The 23,707-nt window shown below is 66.1% G+C and carries 20 protein-coding genes and 1 tRNA gene; 9 read left to right on the top strand and 12 right to left on the bottom strand.

Annotation, left to right across the window (positions count from 1 at the left end):
* The first annotated feature begins 59 nt into the window (after positions 1-59).
* The 4 genes from FJ887_RS01920 to FJ887_RS01905 all read left to right on the top strand — a co-directional run bounded on the left by FJ887_RS01920 (position 60) and on the right by FJ887_RS01905 (position 4,160).
* Positions 60-1,088, top strand: a complete 1,029-nt coding sequence (locus FJ887_RS01920; RefSeq protein ID WP_137825392.1) for a Gfo/Idh/MocA family protein — start codon at positions 60-62, stop codon at positions 1,086-1,088.
* 10 nt (positions 1,089-1,098) lie between these two features.
* Positions 1,099-1,983: a sugar phosphate isomerase/epimerase family protein gene (locus tag FJ887_RS01915; RefSeq protein WP_137825393.1), complete on the top strand. Its 885-nt coding sequence runs from the start codon at positions 1,099-1,101 to the stop codon at positions 1,981-1,983.
* A gap of 199 nt (positions 1,984-2,182) precedes the next feature.
* Positions 2,183-3,598 carry a sugar porter family MFS transporter gene (locus FJ887_RS01910; protein ID WP_137825394.1) on the top strand — a complete coding sequence of 472 codons (1,416 nt, stop codon included), beginning with the start codon at positions 2,183-2,185 and terminating at the stop codon, positions 3,596-3,598.
* A gap of 190 nt (positions 3,599-3,788) precedes the next feature.
* On the top strand, positions 3,789-4,160 hold the full coding sequence (locus tag FJ887_RS01905; protein ID WP_137825395.1) for a universal stress protein: 372 nt from the start codon (positions 3,789-3,791) through the stop codon (positions 4,158-4,160).
* Between the two features lie 46 nt (positions 4,161-4,206).
* On the opposite strand, the gene FJ887_RS01900 is transcribed toward FJ887_RS01905, so the two are convergent.
* Both FJ887_RS01900 and FJ887_RS01895 read right to left on the bottom strand, forming a co-directional pair.
* A complete protein-coding gene (locus tag FJ887_RS01900; protein ID WP_137825396.1) occupies positions 4,207-4,992 on the bottom strand; it encodes an aminoglycoside 3'-phosphotransferase in 786 nt (261 codons plus the stop codon).
* A 180-nt stretch (positions 4,993-5,172) separates the two neighbouring features.
* A tRNA-Arg gene (locus FJ887_RS01895) sits at positions 5,173-5,245 on the bottom strand.
* Between the two features lie 509 nt (positions 5,246-5,754).
* On the opposite strand from FJ887_RS01895, the gene FJ887_RS01890 reads away from it, so the two are divergent.
* Complete coding sequence (locus FJ887_RS01890) at positions 5,755-7,587, top strand: phosphoenolpyruvate carboxykinase (GTP) (protein ID WP_137825397.1); 1,833 nt, start codon at positions 5,755-5,757, stop codon at positions 7,585-7,587.
* A 387-nt stretch (positions 7,588-7,974) separates the two neighbouring features.
* Here the strand turns inward: FJ887_RS01890 and FJ887_RS01885 are convergent, their stop codons facing one another.
* From FJ887_RS01885 to FJ887_RS01870, 4 genes are all read right to left on the bottom strand, one after another.
* Positions 7,975-8,208: a hypothetical protein gene (locus tag FJ887_RS01885; protein ID WP_137825398.1), complete on the bottom strand. Its 234-nt coding sequence runs from the start codon at positions 8,206-8,208 to the stop codon at positions 7,975-7,977.
* Positions 8,205-9,677: an inorganic phosphate transporter gene (locus FJ887_RS01880; RefSeq protein WP_137825399.1), complete on the bottom strand. Its 1,473-nt coding sequence runs from the start codon at positions 9,675-9,677 to the stop codon at positions 8,205-8,207. The genes FJ887_RS01885 and FJ887_RS01880 overlap by 4 nt, the downstream gene beginning before the upstream one ends.
* 340 nt (positions 9,678-10,017) lie before the next feature.
* Positions 10,018-11,427 carry an aspartate aminotransferase family protein gene (locus FJ887_RS01875; protein WP_249356742.1) on the bottom strand — a complete coding sequence of 470 codons (1,410 nt, stop codon included), beginning with the start codon at positions 11,425-11,427 and terminating at the stop codon, positions 10,018-10,020.
* A 13-nt stretch (positions 11,428-11,440) separates the two neighbouring features.
* Entirely contained in the window at positions 11,441-12,925 is a 1,485-nt protein-coding gene (locus FJ887_RS01870) for a CoA-acylating methylmalonate-semialdehyde dehydrogenase (protein WP_137825400.1), read from the bottom strand.
* A 116-nt stretch (positions 12,926-13,041) separates the two neighbouring features.
* Here FJ887_RS01870 and FJ887_RS01865 point away from each other — a divergent pair, with 116 nt between their 5' ends.
* Entirely contained in the window at positions 13,042-14,769 is a 1,728-nt protein-coding gene (locus FJ887_RS01865) for a PucR family transcriptional regulator (RefSeq protein WP_137825401.1), read from the top strand.
* 89 nt (positions 14,770-14,858) lie between these two features.
* Here the strand turns inward: FJ887_RS01865 and FJ887_RS01860 are convergent, their stop codons facing one another.
* On the bottom strand, positions 14,859-15,884 hold the full coding sequence (locus FJ887_RS01860; protein WP_137825402.1) for an Ldh family oxidoreductase: 1,026 nt from the start codon (positions 15,882-15,884) through the stop codon (positions 14,859-14,861).
* 256 nt (positions 15,885-16,140) lie between these two features.
* Here FJ887_RS01860 and FJ887_RS01855 point away from each other — a divergent pair, with 256 nt between their 5' ends.
* From FJ887_RS01855 to FJ887_RS01845, 3 genes are read left to right on the top strand one after another with little or no spacing between them, the layout of a single operon-like run.
* Positions 16,141-16,983, top strand: coding sequence for a substrate-binding periplasmic protein (locus FJ887_RS01855; RefSeq protein ID WP_137825403.1), 843 nt, complete (start codon positions 16,141-16,143; stop codon positions 16,981-16,983).
* A gap of 49 nt (positions 16,984-17,032) precedes the next feature.
* On the top strand, positions 17,033-17,740 hold the full coding sequence (locus FJ887_RS01850) for an amino acid ABC transporter permease (protein ID WP_181365616.1): 708 nt from the start codon (positions 17,033-17,035) through the stop codon (positions 17,738-17,740).
* Positions 17,737-18,540: an amino acid ABC transporter ATP-binding protein gene (locus tag FJ887_RS01845; protein WP_137825405.1), complete on the top strand. Its 804-nt coding sequence runs from the start codon at positions 17,737-17,739 to the stop codon at positions 18,538-18,540. The genes FJ887_RS01850 and FJ887_RS01845 overlap by 4 nt, the downstream gene beginning before the upstream one ends.
* 30 nt (positions 18,541-18,570) lie before the next feature.
* Here the strand turns inward: FJ887_RS01845 and FJ887_RS01840 are convergent, their stop codons facing one another.
* The 5 genes from FJ887_RS01840 to FJ887_RS01820 are packed head-to-tail and all read right to left on the bottom strand — an operon-like array spanning position 18,571 to position 23,492.
* Positions 18,571-19,338, bottom strand: a complete 768-nt coding sequence (locus FJ887_RS01840; RefSeq protein WP_250786142.1) for an SDR family NAD(P)-dependent oxidoreductase — start codon at positions 19,336-19,338, stop codon at positions 18,571-18,573.
* Positions 19,339-19,397: 59 nt separating this feature from the next.
* The gene (locus FJ887_RS01835) at positions 19,398-20,192 is read right to left on the bottom strand and encodes an SDR family NAD(P)-dependent oxidoreductase (RefSeq protein ID WP_137825406.1); all 795 of its coding nucleotides are present in this window, start codon (positions 20,190-20,192) and stop codon (positions 19,398-19,400) included.
* Positions 20,189-21,277, bottom strand: a complete 1,089-nt coding sequence (locus FJ887_RS01830; RefSeq protein ID WP_137825407.1) for a proline racemase family protein — start codon at positions 21,275-21,277, stop codon at positions 20,189-20,191. The genes FJ887_RS01835 and FJ887_RS01830 overlap by 4 nt, the downstream gene beginning before the upstream one ends.
* Positions 21,274-22,176 (bottom strand): dihydrodipicolinate synthase family protein, encoded by a 903-nt coding sequence (locus FJ887_RS01825; protein WP_137825408.1) that lies wholly within the window; start codon positions 22,174-22,176, stop codon positions 21,274-21,276. Before FJ887_RS01825 ends, FJ887_RS01830 begins: the two co-directional genes overlap by 4 nt.
* Entirely contained in the window at positions 22,173-23,492 is a 1,320-nt protein-coding gene (locus FJ887_RS01820; protein ID WP_249356744.1) for an FAD-dependent oxidoreductase, read from the bottom strand. Before FJ887_RS01820 ends, FJ887_RS01825 begins: the two co-directional genes overlap by 4 nt.
* Between the last annotated feature and the right edge of the window lie 215 nt (positions 23,493-23,707).

Raw genomic sequence — 23,707 nt, 5'->3', positions numbered from 1 at the left:
CCGACCCACGACTCTGCACCGCAGCAGACGACCCGACCGAACTCAAGGAGAACCCCACCATGGCACAGTTCGACCCCACTGCCGACTTCCGCGTCGGAGTCGTCGGCGCCGGGATGATGGGCGCCGACCACGTCAAGCGCCTCACGCACACGATCAGCGGGGCGACGGTCTCGGCCGTCATCGAACCCGATGAGGGGCGAGCGCAGGCCGCTGTCGCCAACGCCCCCGGAGCGCAGGCCTTCTCCCGCGTCGAGGATGCGATCGCCGCCGGCGCCGTCGACGGACTCCTCGTCGCCACCCCCGGATTCCTCCACGAGGCCGTCCTCCTGCCCGCCATCGAGGCGGGGCTGCCCACCCTGTGCGAGAAGCCGCTGACGCCGGACCCGGAATCCTCGTGGCGGGTTCTCGAAGCCGAGCAGGCGGGCGGGAAGAAGCTCATCCAGGTCGGCTTCATGCGCCGCTTCGACCCCGAGTACCGGCAGCTGCGCGAGCTGGTGACCTCCGGGGACAGCGGCGAGCTGCTCATGCTCCGGTGCGCCCACCGCAATCCGGCAGTGCCGGACTCGTACCAGCAGGAGTCGCTCATCACCGACTCCGTCGTCCACGAATTCGACATCGTCCCGTGGCTCGCCGGCTCCCCCATCGCTGCCGTCGAGGTCCGCTTCGCCCGCCGGAACCGGCTCACCCCGGACCGACTGCGGGAACCGATCCTCGTGCTCATGGAGCTGGAGAACGGCGTCCTCGTCGACCTCGAGATGAACGTCAGCGTGCAGTTCGGCTACCAGGTGACCACCGAGGCGGTCTTCGAGTCGGGAATCGCGCGGATCGGTGAGCCCACCGGCCTGCAGCGGTGGTCCGACCGTCGGTTCACGATGGGCGAGCACGCCGATTTCACCACCCGTTTCGCGACTGCCTACGACGCGCAGGTCCAGGCCTGGGTCGATGCCGCCCGCCGCGGGGAGATCGCCGGACCCTCCGCGTGGGACGGCTACCGCGTCGCCGTCGCGTGCCAGGAAGGCGTCGCCTCCCTGGGCGGGGCGGGCAGGCGCCCCCTCGATGTCCCCGAGATGCCCGCGTTCTACGCGTGAGGAGCCGATCATGAAGCTCGCCTACGACCCCACCCCGTTGCACCACACGCACCGGCTGCTCGACTTCGCGGCCGCGACCGCCGACCTCGGGTTCGAGCACATGCAGCTGACCCCGCATCCGGACTTCGCGACGCACTTCCGCTACCCGAAGATGGACCGCGACCTCATCGCCCGGTTCGCTCGCAGCGTCGACGCCGCCGGCATCACGGTCCCCGCCCTGCTGCCGGTGCAGCGGATCGCCTGGCCGGATGAGGCGAAGAGGGATGCCGCGGTGAGGAACTTCCTCCGGGTCATCGAGATCGCCGTCGACCTCGGGGTGGAGACGATCAACACCGAATTCAGCGGCCGCCCCGAGTCCTTCGAGGAGTCCGAGGAGTCGTTCTACCGATCGATGGATGAGATCCTGCCCGTCATCGAGCGGGAGGGGCTCAGACTCAACTTCGATCCGCACCCCGACGACTTCGTCGAGGACGGGCACGAGGCGTGGCGGGTGCTGCGCGGCCTCGACTCGGACGCGATCGGCTTCGTCTACGTCGCCCCGCACACCTTCCACTACGGCGACTGCCTCGACACCCTCGTTCCCGAACTCGGCGATCGCCTGCGGGCCGTCTACATCTCCGACGCCTTCGACCACCGGGCCTCACACGGGCTGCGATACATCGCGAACCCGCCGACCACCTCGGCGCGGGTGCACCAGCACCTCAAGGTCGGCGACGGGGACGTCGATTTCGAGGCCCTCTTCAGCCGCCTCGGCGAGTCCGGGTTCCTCGACCGGCCCGATGCGCTCATCGTCTCCAACGTCTTCGGGGAGAACGAGAACAACGACGCGGTCACCCGGTACCAGAAGACGACGATCGACGACCTCGTCGCCCGGCACGGAGGCGATGCCGACTGACGACCGCACGCACCACCTGATCGCCTCGGGCTACCCGCCGCAGCCTCGGCGCTGACCATCCGACCACGCACCACCTGACCCCATCAGCCCTGTTCCCTGCGGGACCGCATCCGCGGTTCCGTCCCCAACCATTGCTCGAATCCAGGCACGGCGCCGCACGGGCGCCGGGACGCACGTCATTCGAAGGAGAGTGATCGCCATGAGCGGACAACAGAAATCCCTGGTGGACCTGCCCCCGGACACGAAGGGGCCGCACACCTCGCGACTGGGCATCATCGCCGTCGTCGCGACGTTCGGCGGCCTGCTCTTCGGCTACGACACGGGTGTCGTCAACGGCGCCCTCGAGCCGCTCACCCAGGACTTCGGGCTGACCCCGCGCACCGAGGGTCTCGTCGTCAGCTTCCTCACGATCGGCGCGGCCTTCGGTGCGATCATCGGCGGCCGGCTCTCCGACGCCTTCGGCCGACGCTCGAACATCCTGCTGCTCTCGTTCTTCTTCATCGTCGGCACGCTGGCGTGCGCGCTCGCACCGACGTGGGAGTTCCTCGCCGGTGCCCGGTTCGTTCTCGGACTCGCCGTCGGGGCGGCATCGACGACAGTGCCCGTCTATCTCGCTGAGCTCTCTCCGTTCGAGAAGCGCGGTTCGCTCGTCACCCGCAATGAGGTGATGATCGTTTCCGGTCAGTTCGCAGCCTTCGTCATCAACGCGATCATCTTCAACATCTGGGGTGAGCACGACGGAGTCTGGCGCTACATGCTCGCCGTCGCCGTGCTCCCTGCGATCGCGCTGCTCATCGGCATGCTCTTCCTCCCGGAGAGTCCACGCTGGCTGATCTCGAAGCACCGCGACGAACAGGCCTTCGAGGTGCTCAAGCAAGTGCGATCGACCGAACGCGCCGAGGCGGAGATGAAGGAGGTCGAACTGCTCGCCGAGGAGGAGGAGAAGTCGAAGACCGGCGGTCTCTCCGACCTCGCCTCGAAGTGGGTGCTGCGGCTCGTCATCATCGGCGTCGGGGTCGGAGTCGCCTCGCAGTTCTCGGGCATCAATGCCGTGATGTATTACGGCACGCAGCTGCTCACCGACGCCGGATTCTCCGCTGACGCCGCGATCGTCGCGAATACTCTCAACGGGCTGGCCTCGGTCATTGGCGTCACCGTCGGCATTCTGCTCATCAACAAGCTGCCTCGGCGGAAGATGCTCATCGGCGGCTTCATGCTGACGACCTTCTTCCACATCCTCATCGGCCTCTCGGCCGCGTTCCTCCCGGAAGGCCAGTTCAAGGCCTACGCGATCCTCGCATTCGTCATTCTCTTCGTCTTCTCAATGCAGGGGACGATCGGGCCGCTGACCTGGCTCATGCTCTCGGAGATCTTCCCGCTGAAGATCCGGTCGTTCGCGATGGGCATCTGCGTCTTCGCACTGTGGATGGCCAACGCCGCTGTCGCTCAGTTCTTCCCGCCGGTCGTGGCATCGCTGGGGATCTCTGCGACGTTCTTCCTGCTGGCAGGCTGCGGCGTCCTCGCGCTCGTCTTCCTCATCACGATGCTGCCGGAGACCCGGGACAAGACACTCGAGGACCTCGAGGAGGAGTTCCGCACAAAATACGGGCAGTGAGCTGGAGTGTCGACGCCCAGTTCTTCCCGGGCGTCGTCGCCGGCAGAGGCCTTCGCATCCTCCGCGCGGACGGTTGACCACGTGCTGTTCCGAGCCGCTTCGGCGAGAATGAGCGAAGACACGATCTGCCGGTACTCCCCGCCCGGCGCACCCACCCCGATCAGACCCACTCCGATCAGAAGGAGAAGCCATGGCCATCATGGTGGCAGTTCCCGACAACCAGACCGCCGAGGCGGCGTTGACGGCGGCGATCAGCGAAGCCCGCCATTTCGACACCGGCCTCATCGTCATCCCGCTCGGCATCCAGTCGACGTTCGACACGACGACGCTCGACGCCTCCGAGGTGCCGTACGAACTCGTCGACCGGCGCGGGAGGGGTGACCGTGATCCCGCCGAGGCGGTCCTCGACGAACTCGACGACCGCTCGGATGTCTCCCGCCTCGTCATCGGCATGAAGCGCCGGTCCCGCGTCGGCAAGGCCCTCATGGGATCGGTGAGTCAGCGCCTCCTGCTCGACTCCCCGGTGCCGGTGCTCGCCGTGAAGATCGGGGAGGAGAGCTGAGGAGACGCGGCACGGACCGGGCTGACCGCCTCGGTGTGCGGCAGACCTACTCCGCGTCCCACAGCTCGCGGTAGTACCGGATCCTCGGCTCGTCCGGGGCGATGCCGTAGGCGTCCCAGAAGACCGCCTCGTCGAACTCGTCGTAGTTCCAGCCGAACGACATCGTCGTCACCGCGAGGTCGGCCCAGCGGTCGGCGACGCCGAGGCGCTGCATATCGACGTGCCCGACGAACGTGCCAGTCGCATCGAGCAGGGTGTTCGGGGCACACGGGTCGCCGTGGCAGACGACGAGGCGGTCGATCTCCGGGGCCGGGCCGAGAGTGCTCGCCCGCTCGGCCTCGGCAGTCTGCAGTCGGTCCGAGACGGACCACGTCCACGGGCAGTCGTCGACGGGCAGCTCGTGAAGGCGGCGCAGGCCTTCGCCGATGGCCGCGATCGCGGTGTTCGCCCGCGCTGTGTTCACGGCGGCGACCGCGTTGGCGCCGGGGATCGCCTCGGTGATGAGGAACTCGGCATCGCCTCGACGGACATAGTCGACGACGCGCGGGGCGGGATGCCGGGCAGTCAGCCACTCGAGCTTCTCCCCCTCGAGCGCGAGATCCTCACTGCTCGGCAACGGGTTGCGCTTGAGGTACCGGAGGCGGGTGCCGTCTCCCGCCGTGTCACCGTCGAAGCGCACCGTCACTCCCCCGGCCTCATTGAGCCAGATCGGTTCGGGGTCCGGACCGGTGAACTCGAGGATATCGACCGGCAGTGCGAAGCCGACGGGGATTGTCGAGGCGAGTGTCGCCGGAACCTGCCTCGAGGATTCCGGGCTGTCGACGTCACTCATGCGGCCTCCGTGAACACATCATCCGTGACTCCACCTCCATGTCGCTCAGGACCTGGCCGTCGATCTAGCTGCTGGGCAACCGCTGATCGAGTTCGCCCCATGGAGCTGATCCGGCTTCAGCCAAGGGAATCGACGAAGGCCCCTCACCGGATCTTTCTCCTGGTGAGAGGCCTTCTGCGGTGCGCCACGAGGGATTCGAACCCCCAACCTTCTGATCCGTAGTCAGATGCTCTATCCGTTGAGCTAGTGGCGCATGTCGACCGGACTTCCGCCCTGCAACTCGAACAACTATACACAGGATGTTCACCCGACCTCAAATCCCCGGCAGTGCCCTTCGCCACAGTTTTCGCCGGGCTCGAGATGCGCAGCGGCGGGAGCCGTCGCCCGGGATCCCCGGAGCCGAGCGTCCTGTGAACACCAGTCGATCCCCGCGAACCGATTCTGCTGGCAATCGTGACCCTCGAGTGACCCAACCGGCGGGAAACGCCGGACAAACGGGCGGGCGGACAACCTCGGCGAGGTGAACGGTGATGCAATTTTCAACGAAAGTCAGGATCTGCAACTATCCGTCATTGCTATGCAAAAACACGTCGGTCAAATGATGCATTCACGTCAGCGACCCCGTCTTTGTGGCCCAATGCACATCTTCGGTTGCCGAAAACCGGTGATGTCCGCCTCTGCCGCCACCCTACCGTGGTTGTGTAACCACCGCTCGACATCCTCCCCAATGTCGTCAAACCCCGATCGACCAGGAGACCACTCATGACAGTCCTCGACCATGACGTCGTCGCTGACCAGCTGAAGAACGCACCGACGAAGAACGAGAAGGTGCTCTCGTTCGTCAGCCGGATCGCCCACCTCACGACCCCCGACGACATCGTCTGGATCGACGGCTCCGAGGGCCAGAAGGCCCTCATCACGCAGCAGCTCGTCGACGCCGGGACGCTCGTGGCCCTCACCGGCACGAAGGACTCCTACTACGCAGCCTCGGACCCCGAGGACGTCGCCCGCGTCGAGGACCGCACCTACATCTGCTCGGTCGATGAGAAGGATGCCGGCGCACTCAACAACTGGGTCGCCCCCGCCGAGATGAAGCAGACGTTGGACGGTCTCTTCGAGGGCTCGATGCGCGGACGCACGATGTACGTCATCCCGTTCGTCATGGGCCTCGCCGAGGCGGACCAGCCGATGTTCGGCATCGAGGTCACCGATTCGCCCTACGTCGTGCTCTCCATGCTCATCATGGCTCGCTCGGGCAAGTACGCCCTCGATGCGATCGACGCGCAGGACGCGGGCTTCGTCGAGTGCGTCCACTCCGTCGGCGCCCCGCTCGCCGAGGGCGAGGAGGACGTCGCCTGGCCGAACAACTCGACGAAGTACATCACCCATTTCCCGGAGGAGCGCTCGATCTGGTCGTTCGGCTCCGGCTACGGCGGCAACGCGCTGCTCGGCAAGAAGTGCTACGCGCTGCGCATCGCCTCGGCGATCGCCCACGACGAGGGCTGGCTGGCCGAGCACATGCTCATCCTCAAGCTGACGAACCCGGAAGGCGAGGTCAAGTACATCGCCGCGGCGTTCCCATCGGCCTGCGGCAAGACGAACCTCGCGATGATCGAGCCGACGATTCCCGGTTGGAAGGCCGAGACCCTCGGCGACGACATCGCCTGGATGCGCTTCGGTGAAGACGGCCAGCTCTACGCCGTCAACCCCGAGTTCGGTCTCTTCGGCGTGGCGCCGGGCACCGGCTACTCGACGAACCCGACCGCGATGCACGCGATCGAGGCCGGCGGCAACATCTTCACGAACGTGGCGCTCACCGACGACGGCGACGTGTGGTGGGAGGGCAAGACCGACGAGAAGCCCGCGCACCTCACCGACTGGCGCGGCAACGACTGGACTCCGGACTCGGAGACCCCGGCCGCCCACCCGAACTCGCGCTTCTGCACCCCGATCTCGAACGTGCCCACGCTCGCGCCCGAGTGGCAGAACCCCAACGGTGTGCCGATCTCGGCGATCCTCTTCGGCGGACGCCGCAAGACGACGATGCCGCTCGTCACCGAGACCCGCGACTGGAACCACGGCGTGTTCATGGGCTCGGTGCTCTCCTCGGAGACCACCGCTGCCGCGACCGGCGCTGTCGGCGTCGTCCGCCGCGATCCCATGGCGATGCGGCCGTTCATCGGCTACAACGTCGGCGACTACCTCCAGCACTGGCTCAACATCGGCCAGACCGACGGAGCGAAGCTGCCGAAGATCTTCTACGTCAACTGGTTCCGTCGCGACGACGACAACTCGTTCTTGTGGCCCGGCTTCTCGGAGAACTCGCGCGTGCTCAAGTGGGTCTTCGAACGTGTCAATGGCACCGTCGACGCCGCTGAGTCCCCGCTCGGCTTCACCCCGGCCGAAGGCGGCCTCGACACCGAAGGACTCGACTTCACCGAGGAGCAGCTGCGCAAGGCGCTCGCGATCAAGCCCGAGGAGTGGGAGACCGAGCTCGCCTCGATCGAGGAATGGTACGCCGAACTCGGCGATTCGGTTCCCGCCGAACTCCGCGCCGAGGTCGACAAGCTCCGCAAGCACCTGGGCCTCGCCTGAGGCTGAGCTCCTGACGCCGTCGGCTGAGCGCTTCGGCCTCGCCGTCGCCTGAACCGACAGATCCCCCGATCACCGCCGAGGTGGTCGGGGGATCGTCACATTCACCCGAGGTTCGCTGCGGCGGCGAACGGAGCGGGTGGCAAGCGGAGTGGGAGCGGAAGTCGCGTATTGATGTCCCGCACTCGGAGCTCGATGAACACCGCCTGCACGGGGAGCATTCAGCGCTCCACCGAGGAGGTGGCGAGCCACGAGCAGTGCGTGCCGCTGTGGGTTGTGCGTGCGGCTGTTAGTTGTGTGTGCTGTTGCGAGGCGTGCGTGGGCGAACTGAGCGCACTTGGCCTCTGAGGAGCCAGCGGCCCGGCCGGGGGCGCCTCGGTGACGGTGTGCTCAGCTTCCGCTGAGTGCCGGGACGATGAGATAGACGCCGTAGAGGACGAGGAGGCCGCAGACCCCGAAGACCGCCCAGTAGCCGAGCTTGAGCAGCGGGTTGGGATGGCCCTCCGCGATCTGGTCGATGTGCACGGCGCGCATGCGCACGGCAGTCGAGAACAGTCCGATGACGACGAGCGAGGACACCCACGTCGCAATGGCGACGACGGCGAAGGAGCTCCATTCGATCATTTCGCGTCTCCCTTGTCGTTCGAAGCGTCCCGGCCGATGGCATCAGCCCCGGTCAGATCGGCGGCATCGGTGCCGTCGGTTCGATCCGCGCCGCGCGCTCCTGCGTCAGCCACGCCGACACCGACTCCGTCAGCACCGACTCCGGTACCGCTGCCACTGCCGTTCCCCGCGCCATTGCTTCCCGGGCCGCCGTTCCTTGCGTTCCCGCGTCGTGCCTGCGCCTTGCGGGCCTGCTTCGCCGCCGCTTTCTTCTCCATCGCCTCGGTGCGGGCCTCACGCTTGGCCGCGGCGCGCTTGCGGTTGCGGTCCTGGCGAAGTTTGCGCTTGCGACCGCGGACGTTGACCGCCTCGCCGACGGTGTCGAAGTTCGAGATCTCGGTCTCCTTCGCCCGCCGCGAGCTGAGGTAGATCCACAGCACGACGGCGACGGCCACGGCCGTGTCGACGAGGACGCCGAAGAGACCGAAGTACGCGACGCCCGCGGCGGCGGCCCCGACGATGCCGGCGGCCGGGATCGTCAGCAGCCACCCCGAGGCGATCCGCCCGGCCGTCGACCAGCGGACGTCGGCGCCCTTGCGACCGAGCCCGGACCCGAGCACCGACCCGGAGGCGACCTGCGTCGTCGACAGCGCGAAGCCGAGGTGCGAGGAGGCGAGGATCGCCGCGGCCGTCGAGGTCTCGGCGGACAGACCCTGGGCGGGCTTGACGGTGGTGAGCTTCGTGCCGAGCGTGTCGATGATGCGCCAGCCGCCCACGTACGTGCCGAAGGCGATCGCGAACGCACACGTGACGATGACCCAGAACTGCGGACCGGTGCCGCCTTCCTGCAGGTTCGCGGAGATGAGGACGAGGGTGATGACGCCCATCGTCTTCTGCGCGTCGTTCGTGCCGTGGGCGAGCGCGACGAGCGAGGAGCTGAAGATCTGCCCGTACTTGAACGGCGCCCGGTGCGCGGTCTGGCCGTCACCGTTGCGCCGCGTGATGTAGTAGGCCAGGCGCGTGCACATGTAGGCGCTGATGCCGGCGATGAGCGGGGCGGCGATCGCGGGGATGACGACCTTGGAGAGGAAGACGCCGAAGTCGACGGAGTTCACGCCCGCGCCGACGATGGCCGCGCCGATGAGACCGCCGAAGAGCGCGTGCGACGACGAGGACGGCAGCCCGAAGCGCCACGTCGCCATGTTCCAGATGATCGCGCCGATGAGGCCGGCGAGGATGAACTCGGGAGTGATCTGGACTCCCCCGTTACCCTCTCTGATGATCCCGCCGGAGATCGTCTTCGCCACCTCGGTGGAGAGGAAGGCCCCGATGAGATTGAGGATCGCGGCGAGGGTGACAGCGGCCTTCGGCTTGATCGCGCCGGTGGCGATCGGCGTCGCCATCGCATTGGCCGTGTCGTGGAAGCCATTGGTGAAGTCGAAGAAGAGCGCCAGTGCGACGACGAGCACGACAACGAAGAAGATTTCCACTCAGCGACCTTGGATGTAGACACTATGAGGACGGGAGACGGCCGAGCCGACGGACTGCGAGCTCAACCAGGTGCGAGTCTACAGCGTCCGAAGTCGGAACTTCACCCACTTTTCAGCGCCTGGCCACCCAGTTCACCCTGCGTTCATCTCCCAACTGGAGAAACAGCAGAGCAAACGGTCCGACTGTATCAGCTTTCACATCCAGGGAGGTTGTCGCCCCGACCTCGCCGAGGCGGCCGACCTCGTCCCCGAGCAGCGGCCCGGGTGCCCCCGATGACCTCGCCGAGGCGGCTCCGCGTGATCTCGACCGTGCCACCCCGGCGCAGGCCGTCATCTCAGGTCAGTCGACGTACCGGTCGGCGATGCTGAGCGCCTCTTCGAGCACCGCGAGGCCCGCGCGCACCTCGGCGTCCGGGGTGTTGAGCGGCGGGACGATGTGGATGCGGTTGAAGTTCGCGAACGGGAGGACCCCGCCGGCCTTGAGCGCGGCGATGACCTCGTTCATCTCCGGCGAGCTCCCGCCGTACGCGGCCAGCGGCTCCTTCGTCTCGCGGTTGCGGACGAGTTCGACGGCCCAGAAGCAGCCCATGCCGCGGACATCGCCGACGGACGGATGCCGGGACGCGAGCTCATGCAGGGTCGGTCCGATCACCTCGGCGCCGAGGCGGTCGGCATTCTCCACCATCCCCTCCTCCCGCATCGCGCCGATCGTCGCGACGGCCGCCGCGCACGCGAGCGGATGCCCCGAGTACGTCAGCCCGCCGGGGTAGGCGCGATCTCGGAAGGTCTCGGCGATCGCGGCGGAGATCGCGACCCCGCCGAGCGGCACGTACCCGGAGTTGACCCCCTTCGCGAACGTGATGAGGTCGGGGGTGACATCCCAGCGGTCGACGGCGAACCAGCGGCCCGTGCGCCCGAATCCGGCCATCACCTCGTCGGCGATGTAGACGATCCCGTGCTTCGCGGTGAGCTCGCGGACCCCTTCGAGGTACCCGGCGGGCGGACCGTAGATGCCGGCGGTGCCGGGCACGGTCTCGAGGACGAGGGCGGCAATGTTCGCCGGCCCCTCGAGGACGATGAGGTCCTCGAGGTGGCGCAGCGCCCGCTCCGTCTCCTCGGCCTCGGTCGTCGCCCCGAAGTACGAGCGGTACTGGTAGGCGGGCATGAAGTGGACGACGCCTTCGGCCGAGTAGTCGTTGGGGAACCGCCGCGGGTCGCCGGTGACGTTGACGGCGAGCTGCGTGCCGCCGTGGTAGCTGCGGTAGGCCGAGAGCACCTTCGTCCGACCAGTGTGCAGGCGGGCCATGCGGATCGCGTGCTCGTTCGCGTCGGCGCCGCCGTTGGTGAAGAACACGTGGTCGAGGTCGCCGGGGGTGAGCTCGGCGATGAGTCGCGCGGCCTCGGAGCGGGCGTCGTTGACGTGCTGCGGGGCGATCGTGCACAGCCGCGCCGCCTGCTCCTGGACGGCGGCGACGACCGTCGGATGCTGGTGTCCGATGTTCGTGTTGACCAGCTGCGAGGAGAAGTCGAGGAGCTTCCGCCCCTCCCCGTCCCAGACGTGCGAGCCCTCCGCCGCGACGACGGTCATCGGGTCGAAGGTGCCCTGTGCCTGCCACGAGTGGAAGACGTGCCGGCGATCGAGGTCGTACGCGCGGCGCCCGGCGGCGAGCTGATCGGCGGTGATCGCCGAGGTGGGGGCCGCCTCGGTGGGGGTGGTCGGGGTGTCTGCGCTGTCGATGGTCGTCGTCATCGTCGTGTCCTTGTCAGTCGTGGGTCGGGAAGCCGAGGTTGAGGCCGCCGTGGCTGGGATCGAGCCAGCGGGAGGTGACGACCTTGCCGCGGGTGAAGAAGTGGACGCCCTCGTCACCGTAGGCGTGAGTGTCGCCGAAGAGGGAGTTCTTCCAGCCGCCGAACGAGTAGCAGCCGACGGGCACGGGGATCGGGACGTTGACGCCGACCATCCCGACCTCGACCTCCCGCTCGTAGCGGCGGGCGGCGCCGCCGTCGTTGGTGAAGATCGCGGTGCCGTTGCCGTAGGGGTTGGCGTTGATGAGGTCGAGTCCCTCGTCATAGCCGGGGACCCGGACGACGGAGAGCACCGGCCCGAAGATCTCGTCGGTGTAGATCGACATGTCGAAGGTGACGTTGTCGAAGAGCGTCGGATTGAGGAAGAACCCGTCCGCGGGCAGGTTATCGCGCCCGTCGAGGACGACAGTGGCCCCCGCCTCGGCGCCGGCATCGATGTACCCGGACACCTTGTCGCGGTGGGCTGCGGTGATGAGCGGGCCCATGTCCGGCTCGTCCCGACCGTCGCCGATGCGCAGGGTCCGCGTGCGTTCGGCGATCTTCGCCACGAGCTCATCGGCGATCGAGTCGACGGCGACGACGACGGAGATCGCCATGCACCGCTCCCCGGCAGCGCCGTACCCGGCGTTGACGGCGGCGTCGGCGGCAAGGTCGAGGTCGGCGTCGGGGAGGACGAGCATGTGGTTCTTCGCGCCGCCGAGCGCCTGCACCCGCTTGCCGCTCGCAGTGCCCGTCTCGTAGACGTACCGGGCGATCGGAGTCGACCCGACGAAGGACACCGAGGCGACGTCCGGGCTGGTCAGCAGTGTGTCCACGGCTTCCTTGTCACCGTGGAGGACGTTGAACACGCCGTCGGGCAGGCCGGCTTCCTGCCAGAGCTCGGCGAGCCAGTTCGCGGCACTCGGGTCCTTCTCGCTGGGCTTGAGGACGACGGTGTTGCCGGCGGCGATGGCGATGGGGAAGAACCACATCGGCACCATCGCCGGGAAGTTGAACGGCGAGATGATCGCGGCGACGCCGAGCGGCTGTCGCAGCGAGTGGACGTCGACGGTCGAGGAGACGTTCTCCGAGAAGCCGCCCTTGAGGAGACCTGAGATGCCGCACGCGAATTCGACGACCTCCTGGCCGCGGGCGATCTCGCCCATGGCATCGGAGAGCACCTTCCCGTGTTCGGCGGTGATGATCTCGGCGAGTTCGGCCTTGCGGGAGTTGAGCAGCTCCCGGAAGGCGAAGAGGGTCGCGGTGCGCTTCGCCAGCGAGGTGTCGCGCCAGGCGGGGAAGGCGGCCGCGGCCGCAGCGATCGCGGCGTCCGTGGTGGCCTTGTCGGCGAGCGCGACCTCACCGGTGACCTGTCCGGTCGCCGGGTTCGTCACCTGACCGAGGCGGGTGTCCGCACCGAGGGTCTCGGGGCGGCCGTTGATCCAATGGGAGATGGCGGGCATGAGGGGGTTCCTTCGACGTCGACGGCAGAGGTGCGTCTTCTCATCTTCGTCGCCGAGGCGCTGCGACGTCAGTGTCAGAGTGTCAGTATCGGCGAAGCCAGATTTACACTGTGTCAATGACGATCGATGGCGGTGAACAGGGCGCGAGGGACACCGCGGGGACGGCGGAGGCCGACCGTGCCGGTGGCCTCGTCGTCGCCGACGTGCTCGACTTCGGGGAGATCCGCGCCGGCGGTCCCGAGGTCCTCTCCGGTGGCGAGCGTCTCGACCGCCCGGTCCGGTGGATCCACATCGCCGATGCGCCCGAGGTCGAACGGTTCCTCGAAGGCGGGGAGCTCGTGCTCACCACGGCGCAGACGTTCCGCCGGTCGGCTGCGGCGATGGCGCAGTTCCTCGATCAGCTCGCGCACGCCGGCGCCGCCGGAGTCGTCGTCGAACTCGTCAACGACGACTCGACGCCTGATGACGCCGCGGTCGCGGTGCTCCGCGCCGCCGCCGAAGGCCGGAGCCTGCCCGTCATCTGCCTGCGGCGTCGGATCAAGTTCGTCCGCATCACCGAACTCGCGCATCGGGCGCTGCTCGGTCTGCAGCTCGGCCGTCTCGAACGGGCCCGGGAGATCCACGAGACGTACACCCAGCTCAGTCTCGAGCGGGCCGAGGTCGGGGTGATCGTCGCGCGCACGGCCGCCCTCCTCGGTGCCCCCGTCATCCTCGAGGACGTCAGTCACCGGGTGCTCGCGCATGCCGGTGACGGATCGGAGGCCCTTGCCGCCCAGTGGAAGGATCTCGTCGTCGAGACGGGTGCGGGACGCACGGAGAGCCGTGACCGCGTGGAGCCCGGCGGCCGCCTCGGTGCGGGTTCGTCGGTGCCCGGCGGTCACCTCGGCGTCGACCGCCGTTGGCATTCCCTGCCCGTGGGCCTGCGCGCCCGCCGCTGGGGCCGTCTCGTCGTGCCGGGTATCACGCGCACCGCTGTGCCGGATGTCGAACAGATCGTCGAGCGCGCCGCCCAGGCGCTCACGCTCACCCGGATGGCCGAACGCGATGAGCGTGACCTCGTCCTGCAGGCGCAGAGCGGTTTCGTCCGGGACATCCTCGATGCGCGCCACGACGACGAAGGTGAGGTGCGGGTTCGTGCGCGATCGCTCGGCTTCGATCCGCCCGCCGGGGCTCGTCTCGTTCCGGTCGTCGTGCGCATCGACCACGATCCGGCGGCCGATCCGACGCGGATTCAGCTCTGGGAGCGCGCTGTCATCACGGAGGTCACCGAGGCGGCCGCCCGGGCCGACCTCGCCGTCGTCTCCGCCCAGCTGCAGTCGGGTTCGTTCGGCCTCATCCTCGCGCTGCCCGGCCGTCGCGACGAGACGAAGGTCCTCGACCGCGTGTTCTCCGCGCTGCCCGACCTCGATGTCACGTGGACCGTGGGCGTCGGACGCAGCGACGTGTCGCTCATCGCGGCCATCGGCAGACTCCCCACTGCCGCGCAGGTCGCCGAGGCGGCCTCGACGCTCGAGGTCCGCGAGCGGCTCTTCTACCGTTCCGCCGATGTGCGGCTGCGCGGTCTGCTCGCCGTGCTCGGTGAGGACCCGCGCCTGCGGGCCTTCGCCGAGGGCGAGCTCGGGCCGCTGCTCGACGGGGATGAACAGATGCTCGATTTCCTCGACCTCGCCCTCACCCACGGCGGCAACAAGTCGGCGCTCGCGCGGGCAGGATTCCTCTCTCGCCCCGCCCTCTACGCGCGGCTGGCGAAACTCGAGGAGCGCCTCGGCGTCTCCCTCGACGACGCCGAGTCACGCACCGCTCTCCACGTCGCCCTGCTGTGGTGGCGGATGCAGGCACGGTGAGCGTTGGGCGGGGCTCGAACGGCTGCGTTCAAGACATCCCGGTTGAACTGCAGACCGCGCACGGCCACCTGCAGGCAAATGATGACCAGTCATTCCCCAGCGAGGAGAGCCCGTATTTCCTCAGACATGGGAATACCGCGCGCTTCAGCCGCTGCCCGGTTGGCATAGCGGCGATCGGCAGGGAGTCGGTCCATTCCAGCCTCCCTGAGCATGTCGATGAAGGAGGCGACGCGCTCGGGATAAGACTCGTTTCCTCCGCGCCGCGGATCGATGACGATGTAGAGCTGTCCGGTCCGGAATGTGTGTGCACCCGTGGGAGCCTCCATGTCGACTTCGTAAGTGAAGCTGCCGCCGGTCAGACCGGCGGCAAGCGTCTCGATCATCAGCGACAGCAACGCTCCCTTGTGTCCTCCGAACGGCCGCAATCCGCCACCATCGAGGATCGCTTTCGGGTCCTCGGACTCGTTTCCTGCAGCGTCGACACCAGTGTGCGGCGGCACGGCGACTCCGTCGGAAGCCGCGAGCTGGAGGTCACCATGTGACATCGACGATGTCGAGAAATCGAATACGAGGGGATCCGTGCCCGCGACAGGCGTGGCGAAGCCGAACGGGTTCGTACTGAAGACCGGCCTGCGCGCACCCTCGGGGACGACAGCGAGCTTTCCGCTCGCGATCATCGCCATCGCTGTGCACCCGTCCCTGGCAAAGACCTCGAGATCGGGCCACAGTGCACTGAAATGGTGCGAGTCGCGCAAGGCGACCACTGCAACTCCAGTGCCCTCAATCGCTGCAGTGATCGCAGGTTTAGCTGCGGCGAGCGCCGGCTGTGCGAATCCGTTCCGGCCGTCGACGCGGATGAACGAGTCGCCTGCTTCCTCGACCACCGGCATCGCCCGGCCGTCAGCCCAACCGCGGGTGAGCGAATCGATGTAGCCGCGAACCCGGAACACCCCATGGCTGAGAGTGCCGTCGCGTTCACATGACGCGCAGTTAAGTGCCAGTATCCGGGACACTTCAGAACTTGCCCCGGCTTGAATCAGACGGTTCTCGATTGCGGTCGAGAGCGCCGCGAAACCGATCGTCTCGAGAGGCTCTTCCGCTTCGCCGCTGGTCATCGCAACCCTCATCTCCCATTGTGCAATCGCTCAACAATTGTCATACAACCTAAGACAGTCACGCAGATCACGGCGCATGGCAACACTTCTGCGTCGAATTTCATTTAATGTGTCGCACATCACATCAATCCGCTATAAGGTCGATTGTATGACATGTGCGATTCCGCACTGCCATTCCCGACGATCGCCGGGGAGCATTCGGACAACGCAGTCCAGGGCTCGACGAGGGAGTCGAGCATGACGGTAAGAGGCAAAGATGTCCAAGACAAGTCAGATCATCATCGCCATCGTCGCGGTCATCGTGCTGGCCCTCGCCGGCGGCTATTTCGGCGCCGGCTTCCGGTCTGGCGGAGCCGCTGGAGGCACCGAGAACGGCGCCTGGCTCCAGAAGATCCGGGACCAGGGCGAACTGCGGGTCGGAATCGCCTCGGCTCCACCCATGACAGGCGAGCAGCCCGACGGCACGATGGGCGGACCAAATGTCCTGCCACTGCAGAACCTGGCTGACGAGATGGGTGTGAAGTTCACTCCGGTCGCCGCTGAATGGTCGAAGATGGTGTCCGGCCTCCAGGCCGATCGATTCGATGTCGGAGCCTACCTTGACGCCACGTCCGAAAGATCTTTGGCCATCCAGTTCACCGATCCCGTTTATACCTATGAGGGCGTGTGGATCGTCAAAGCCGACTCGGGGCTGAAGTCAACCGACGACATCATCAAATCCGGTCAGGGCATCGCGGTTGCCTCGGGAACTTCGTACGAACGTCGCGTCCAGGAATTCGACGTCGACATCGTCAGCGCCGAAGCCATTCCGCAGTCGATTACGGCGATGGAGGCTGGGCGGGCGGTCGCGGCGTTCGGTGACCTTCCGACACTCGCAGATGCCGCTCAGAAGAACTCATCCCTGAAGATCGTCAGACCCAACCCGGTGATCTTCAAAAGCGACTCGAACTACGGGGTCAGTTCCGATATCGATGATCGCTCGCTCCAGGTCCTCAACATCGCAATCCAGAATGCAAAGAATGACGGCTCGTTCCAAGCCGCCCTCGACAAAGCCGGCGTCATTGACCCGTCCGACCTCGGCGATCTCGAAATGAAGTGAGCGATGTGATCGGTGAGGAGCCATCATGAATTACCAATTCGACTGGTCGGTGATCACGAACAACTTCCCCCGGCTGCTCGAGGGCCTGGGCATGACATTGCAGATCTCGGTCATCGTCATCGTCCTCAGCATGGTTCTGGCCGTACCGGTGGCACTGCTGCGGATGTCGAACATCGAGGTGGTCCGCTGGATCACGCAGCTCTACATCGAGATCTTCCGGTGCACGCCGTTGCTGGTCCAGCTGTTCTGGGTCTACTACGCTCTGCCGACGCTGACCGGCATCACGATTCCCGGGACGATATCGGCGATCATCGCCCTCACCCTCAATCTCACTGCATTCATGGCAGAGGCTTACCGATCCGGTTTCCAAGCGGTGCCGGTCGAGCAGATCGAGGCGGGGAAGATGCTGCGACTGACCCGGTTCCAGCAGATCCGCTACATCATTGTCCCGCAGGCCCTCAAACAGCAGTTGCCTGTCATCCTCTCGCTCGACATATCGCTGTTCAAGGACACGGCTCTCGTGTCGACGATCGCAGTGGCTGACCTCATGTTCACTGCGAACAAGATCGCCACTGAGTCCTATCGCGCTCTTGAAATCCTCAGCGTCGCGGCGCTGATGTACTTCGCGATCGCATTCCCCGCATCGCTGATCCTCAGCAAGATCGAGCGCAACCTGATGATGGGCAGCAGTGTGCGGAAGAAGAGGGGCCTGGCAGTGCAGATGCTGCCCGGCGGAAAGGTCAAAGTGAAGCCATGAGCGAAACCGGCACCGTACCAAGCGGGTCAGGCAGGCGGATCACCGCCGCAAAAGGTGAAGTTCTCGTCTCCTGCCAGGGCCTGCAGAAGAGCTTCGGAGACCGCGAGGTGATGAAGAGCATCGACTTCGACATGAGGGCCGGCGATATCACTGTGATCATCGGGCGCTCCGGATCAGGCAAGTCGACCCTGCTCCGGGCTATCGCCGGCCTGACCGATCCCGACGACGGTCGAATGGTTTTCGACGGTGAGGTCGTCTTCGAAGATCAGAAGCGCACGCCGGCGTGGAAACAGGTCGACTCCCATGTCGGCATGATCTTTCAGAGCTACACTCTGTGGCCGCACATGGATGTGCTCAAGAACCTCACGCTGGCACCGAGGAAGAGGCTGGGAATGTCGGAGGCCGATGCACTCGCGCGGGCGGAGAAAGCTCTCGCCGAGGTGGGAATGTCCGATCACATCCGGTCGAAGCCCGTCCAGCTCTCCGGCGGCGAGCGCCAACGCGTTGCTATCGCCCGTGCCCTCATGATGCAGCCGAAACTGCTGCTCTGTGACGAGATCACCTCTGCCCTCGATCCGCCAGTGGCAGCTGAAGTCCTCGATGTCCTTCGCCGACTCAAGGAGGAGGAAGGCATTGCGGTTGCTCTCGTCACCCATGACATGGCGTTCGCTTCGAAGGCCGCCGACCGCGTCGTCTTCTTCCACCAGGGTGAGATCGCCGTCAATTCCACTCCCGACGAAGCGTTCAACCACACTGAGGACCCGGAACTGAAGAAGTTCATCGAGGCGGTGAGGTTCTGAAACCGGGGCAGCCTTCCGGGTCAGCCGTGCTCAGCGGACGTAGTCGGCACCGGTGACGTCGAGAGTGGCTCCAGTGAGATGGCGTGAGCGTCCGCTTGCCAGGAATGCTACAAGTTCGGCGATGTCCTCAGGAGGCGTCAGCTCTCTCAGTGGCAGTGTGCCCTCTGCCTTCGCGTCGACCGTGCCTGCAACAAGTCCGGTGTCGACCCACCCGGGCGCAATCGCATACGCGAGGATGCCGAGATGCCCGAACGCGCGTGCTAAGCCCTTCGTGAGGGCGAGGACGCCGGCTTTCGCCGCCCCGTACGCGAGGTGGTCGCCATCATCACCGCGATGGGCCGAACGACTCGTGATCGTGATGATGGCCCCACCGCCCTGAGCTTCGAAGTCGTGCACGGCGAGACGGCACAGGTCTGCGGCAGCACGGAGATTGAGTTGGAGATTCTCGGTCCAGCCGGCACTCCAACCGCAAGCGTCGCTGATAGGGGAGGCGATCCACGCCCCAGCATTGTTCACGAGGACATCGACTTCGCCGAGGCGATTCCGTGCCTCGTCCCACAATCGGGTCCCCGCGCTCGGGTCGGACAGGTCCGCGCCGACAGCGTGTACCCGGTGGCCGAGCTCAGCAGTGAGCGCGATCGCGGACATCCGGTCAGTATTGAAGTGGAGGACCAGGTTGGCGCCCTCGCGATGAAGTGCGCGGACGATGGCCGCGCCGATTCCCTTCGAGGCGCCTGTCACGAGAATCCGCTTCCCCATGAGCATGGCGCGCGGCAAATTGTCAGTGCGTGTGGTCATCGGCGCTCTCCCTTCGGTGGTGGGTTCGTTTGCGAGAAATCGGTGAGAACTGAGCGCAGTCATCCAACTTGTTGGGCACCGGTGATTTCGATCGCGGCACCGGAGATGAATGAGGCGCGCTCACTGAGCAGGAAGGTTGTGAGTTCCGCGACCTCCCGAGGTCTTCCGAGCCTGCCCAGCGGGATCGCTGCGGCGAGCTCGCTCTCTTTCGTCCCTGTTGTGGCGAGCTTCGACTCGACCATCGGGGTCAGAATCTCCCCGGGGCAGATCGAGTTGGCCCGAATCCCACGGGCCCCGAAGTCTCGGGCGAGACTGCGAGTCAACGACACTACGGCCGCCTTCGAACTGTTGTAGGCGATATGCCCGGCCGCAGGAACCAGCCCCCACTGCGAAGCGATCGTGACGATCGACGCCGTGTCATTCCCGGTGGACGATGCGAAGAGTGCGGGCAATGCGGCTCGGCACAACCGCATGACGGCATCGACGTTGACGGCGTACGCTGCTGACCAGTCTGCGAGGTCAATTGCGAGCAGATCGCCGCGCCGCATCACACCAGCGCAATTGACGAGCCCCTCAAGATCGCCGAGCTCGGTAATCACCTCGGCAATCAGGGAGTCTGTGCTTCCTGGATCCGTCAGATCAGCGACGAACGGCACTGCCTTGTCGCCGCAGCCGTCCGGCACCGGCGCCATGACACGATCGACCGCCGCGACGCGAGCACCCTGGCGCACGCAGGCAGCGACGATCGCCTGACCGATGCCTCCGGCCGCACCGGTGACGAGCACCTTCCGACCCGCAAGCTCGAGCTCCCGGCCGACATGTTCAGCCGAGGAATCACACACGCGACGATTCATCTTCCCTGCACCTGCTCCACCTCTTCGCCGGTCCCCCAAATGTCGCCGACGGTGTATCCCGTGGGAAAGGGATCGTCGGGTTCGAGAACCAGCTGGTGGTGGCCGGTAATCCAGCCGCGCCCGCTGATCGACGGGATGACAGCGGGCAGTCCTCCAACCTCGACCGGCGCGCGCACTGACGCGGCGAACGTCGTGCCGAGCATCGATTCGTGGACGAAGCGCTCTCCAACGGCAATCTCACCGCGCTCGTACATCGCCGCGATTCGCCCGCTCGTTCCGGTGCCGCAGGGCGAGCGATCGAGGGTTCCTGACCACGTTTCAGGATCGTCGAGAGCGACGATGCCATTGGGAAGCACGACGGCATTCCGCCCATCGGTGCCGGTCGTCGCCGGAGGACCGAAGAGCATCGGCAGACCGATGCCGCGGCTGTCCGGAAGCAACGGGTGAACGACGTCGAAGGCCTCGTCGGCGGCCTGCCGGAGGGCGCTGGCAGCGCGAATGATCGCCTTTGCGTTGCGAGGCTCGAGGGCGACTCCGAGGCGGTCGGCTCTCACTTGAACGTAGAACTGGCCGCCGAAGACGATGTCGACGGGGACTGTTCCGTACCCGGGCACCTCGAGCGGTCGATCGAGGTCGACGACGAACGAGGGAACGTTGTCGAAGGCCACCCGGACCGCCCGACCGGCGACCACCTCGGCGTGGACCGAAACGACGCCCACCGCAGTGTCGACACGGAGCTCGGTGACCGGTTCGGTGACGTCGACGGAACCGGTCTCGATGAGCGCAGTGACTGCGCAGATCAGGTTCGACCCCGACATCGGACGGAAGCCTCCCTGCTCCATGACGATCATTCCGACATCACAACTCGGATCGGACGGTTCGACGATGAGCGGGGCGCACAGTCCCGGGTACCCTCGCGGCTCCTGCAGAACAAGCCTGCGGAACCCGTCGAGGTGCTCTCGGCAGTAGGCAAGGCGCGCCGCCATCGTCTCTCCCCTCACCCTGAGCCCCGAGGCGAGGAGGACCCGCCCAGGCTCGCCCGCAGCGTGGACATCGACAGCCGGGATGATCTGCCTGGATGTCACCCCACGACCTCGACTCCTGCGCGTTGGAGCAGTCCGCGGAACTCCTCGACGTCGGCCTCGGCCAACGGCAGTATTGGCCTTCTGGTAGGGCCCGCATCGACTCCGACGAGGCGGACTCCTGCCTTGATAGCGCCCGCGTAGTTGTGAGCTTCGAGGAACACACAGATCGGATTGATGAGCGCCCAGAGAGCCCGACCCCTGTCGAGGTCGCGATCAATGACGAGAGCTCGATAGAGGTCGGCGCACAAGCGTGGAATCACGCTCGCAGCTCCCCAGACACCGGCCCGGGCGCCGAGAGCGAAGGCCGCGAAACTCAGTGTGTCCCAACCGTTGAGCGCCGTGATGTCCCCGGCATGGTCGAAGTGGACGCTCGTCAGTTTCGGGAAGTCGCCTCCGGTGTCCTTGAAGCAGGTGATTCCGGTCTTCCTGCCGAGTTCGGCGAACTCCGTGGGCGAGAGCTCGACGCCCGTCGCACCGGGAATGTTGTAGTACATGATCGGGATGTCGACGGCGTCGGTGATGGCACTGTAGTGGGCCACAAGTTCGGGGAAGCTCAGCACATCGTAGAAGGGCGGCACGATCATCGCGGCAGCTGCGCCGGCGTCGGCAGCATCGCGGGTGAGGTCGATGGTCTCAGCCGTGTTCAGCGCGCCGGTGCCGGCGATGACGGGCACACGCCCTCCGGCCGCTTCGATGTACGAGCGATTGACGGCCTTGCGCTCAATGGTGCTAAGTGCGGTGAACTCGCCGGTCGAACCGCCGGGGACGAGTCCGCCCACTCCTCCGGCGATAATGTGTTCAACCTGTCGACCGATGCCGTCATGGTCGACGGCGCACGCGTCGGGGGTGAACGGTGTGAGCACCGCAGCGAGCACTCCGGTGAACTGCGTCTGCATCATGATGCTGTCCTCGCGGTCATCGTCGTACGCCCTCTGGTGCGGTCACGAGTGAGTCGTACTTTGGTGAATCTCTTGGGCGAGACCCGATCGAGGATTTCACTCGGGAGTGTGACTTTTCGACCGGTCAGGAGCGCGGCAAGCAGGCGAGCTGAGCCGGGTGCAAGAGTGAGGCCGAGCATCGAGTGACCGGAATTCACGAAGACATTCGCGCGCACACCGCCGATGATCGGGAGACCATCAGGTGTCATCGGCCTTGCCCCAGCCCACGGTTGGGCTTCACCTGCAGAGGCGGCGTCATCGTCCCAACCCGCGAACGCCTCACGGGCGGACCTGCGAATCGCGTCGACTCGAGTTTCATCGACCCCCGCATTTCGACTGCCGAACTCCATCGTCCCCGCGAGACGGAGCATTTGGTCGAGGGGGGTGACGGCTACCCGTGCGTCTTCGAGGGTGAGTGAGGTCCTCAACTCGATCGGTGCGGGGGAATAATCGATGCTGTACCCTTTGCCCGCACGGATCGGCATTGTGCAGCCCAGTGACGCCAGCAGATCCGCAGTCCGAACTCCGGCGGCGATGACAACGGCGTCGGCGGAGACTACTTCGGCGTCGGTGGTGACGACCGCCGCTACCTTGCCACCGCGGCGGACGAATCCGCCGACCTCCACTCCTTCACGCACATCGGCTCCACGTGAAACCAGGCGGTGCCTCAGAGCATGCGTGAGCGAATCAGGTTCGATCTGACGGTCAGCGGGGAAGAAAAGACCATGGCGGATTCGCGAGCTCAACGCTGGCTCTATCTCACGGACATCATCGTCATGAAGGATCTGTGCACAGTGTCCGGCCGATTCGAACATCGGCAGAGACTCCGCGTGTTCGTCGAAGCGGCCCCTGGTCTCGAAGGCGAGCAGGACGCCCCGAGCGTGCATCTCAAAGTCGATGCCGTCGCGTCGATAGTCGTCGAAGAGGTCATTCGCATCGGCCCCCAGACGAAGGTGCACATCGAGTCCGGCTTCGAAGTCGCGCTTATTGCAGTGTCTAGCCATGCGGAGAAGGAAACCGATATACCCCGGCGCAACAGAAGGGTGGATGGACAGCGGACTGTCGGATCTGAACATCCAGCGGATTCCCTGCACGAGAACTCCGGGGCCCGGCACGGGTGCGCTCTCGGCCAAGGCAATCTTCGCAGCATTGCCATGGGAGGCGCCCGAGCCGCACCGAACGGCTTCGAGCAAAGTGACATCGCACCCTGCAGCCTCAAGTTCGTAAGCGGTCGTCAGTCCGACGACTCCGCCACCGACGATCACGACCTTCATCATGTGCTCCTTCGCTGCCGACTGTGGTCGTCTTCGGTCCCAGTCGCGCCTCTGCGCCGTTTGAATTGTATGACAATCAGGTGTCATCAACGCTACGCACGCAGATCGGTCCCGTCAATGGGGTACGGCCAGTCGAACGGCGGCCGATACGCATTTGATGCCGGCGAAGTCACCCGCAGGATCACCTTGGACCCATGCGCATTCGCAGCATTCACCAG

The sequence above is a fragment of the Brevibacterium sp. XM4083 genome, assembly GCF_006489205.2.
GTDB lineage: Bacteria > Actinomycetota > Actinomycetes > Actinomycetales > Brevibacteriaceae > Brevibacterium.
The sequence above is the reverse complement of the archived record's forward strand: the minus strand, read 5'-3'. Positions and strand labels throughout refer to the sequence as shown.

Bases quoted from the DNA above. Each gene is read 5' to 3' on its own strand.
- FJ887_RS01870 (WP_137825400.1), bottom strand. From the start codon at position 12,925: ATGCCCGCCATCTCCCATTGGATCAACGGCCGCCCCGAGACCCTCGGT.
- FJ887_RS01855 (WP_137825403.1), top strand. From the start codon at position 16,141: ATGTCCAAGACAAGTCAGATCATCATCGCCATCGTCGCGGTCATCGTG.
- FJ887_RS01905 (WP_137825395.1), top strand. From the start codon at position 3,789: ATGGCCATCATGGTGGCAGTTCCCGACAACCAGACCGCCGAGGCGGCG.
- FJ887_RS01890 (WP_137825397.1), top strand. From the start codon at position 5,755: ATGACAGTCCTCGACCATGACGTCGTCGCTGACCAGCTGAAGAACGCA.
- FJ887_RS01865 (WP_137825401.1), top strand. From the start codon at position 13,042: ATGACGATCGATGGCGGTGAACAGGGCGCGAGGGACACCGCGGGGACG.
- FJ887_RS01820 (WP_249356744.1), bottom strand. From the start codon at position 23,492: ATGATGAAGGTCGTGATCGTCGGTGGCGGAGTCGTCGGACTGACGACC.
- FJ887_RS01835 (WP_137825406.1), bottom strand. From the start codon at position 20,192: ATGAATCGTCGCGTGTGTGATTCCTCGGCTGAACATGTCGGCCGGGAG.
- FJ887_RS01920 (WP_137825392.1), top strand. From the start codon at position 60: ATGGCACAGTTCGACCCCACTGCCGACTTCCGCGTCGGAGTCGTCGGC.
- FJ887_RS01915 (WP_137825393.1), top strand. From the start codon at position 1,099: ATGAAGCTCGCCTACGACCCCACCCCGTTGCACCACACGCACCGGCTG.
- FJ887_RS01840 (WP_250786142.1), bottom strand. From the start codon at position 19,338: ATGACCACACGCACTGACAATTTGCCGCGCGCCATGCTCATGGGGAAG.
- FJ887_RS01845 (WP_137825405.1), top strand. From the start codon at position 17,737: ATGAGCGAAACCGGCACCGTACCAAGCGGGTCAGGCAGGCGGATCACC.
- FJ887_RS01875 (WP_249356742.1), bottom strand. From the start codon at position 11,427: ATGACGACGACCATCGACAGCGCAGACACCCCGACCACCCCCACCGAG.
- FJ887_RS01910 (WP_137825394.1), top strand. From the start codon at position 2,183: ATGAGCGGACAACAGAAATCCCTGGTGGACCTGCCCCCGGACACGAAG.
- FJ887_RS01860 (WP_137825402.1), bottom strand. From the start codon at position 15,884: ATGACCAGCGGCGAAGCGGAAGAGCCTCTCGAGACGATCGGTTTCGCG.
- FJ887_RS01825 (WP_137825408.1), bottom strand. From the start codon at position 22,176: ATGATGCAGACGCAGTTCACCGGAGTGCTCGCTGCGGTGCTCACACCG.
- FJ887_RS01885 (WP_137825398.1), bottom strand. From the start codon at position 8,208: ATGATCGAATGGAGCTCCTTCGCCGTCGTCGCCATTGCGACGTGGGTG.
- FJ887_RS01900 (WP_137825396.1), bottom strand. From the start codon at position 4,992: ATGAGTGACGTCGACAGCCCGGAATCCTCGAGGCAGGTTCCGGCGACA.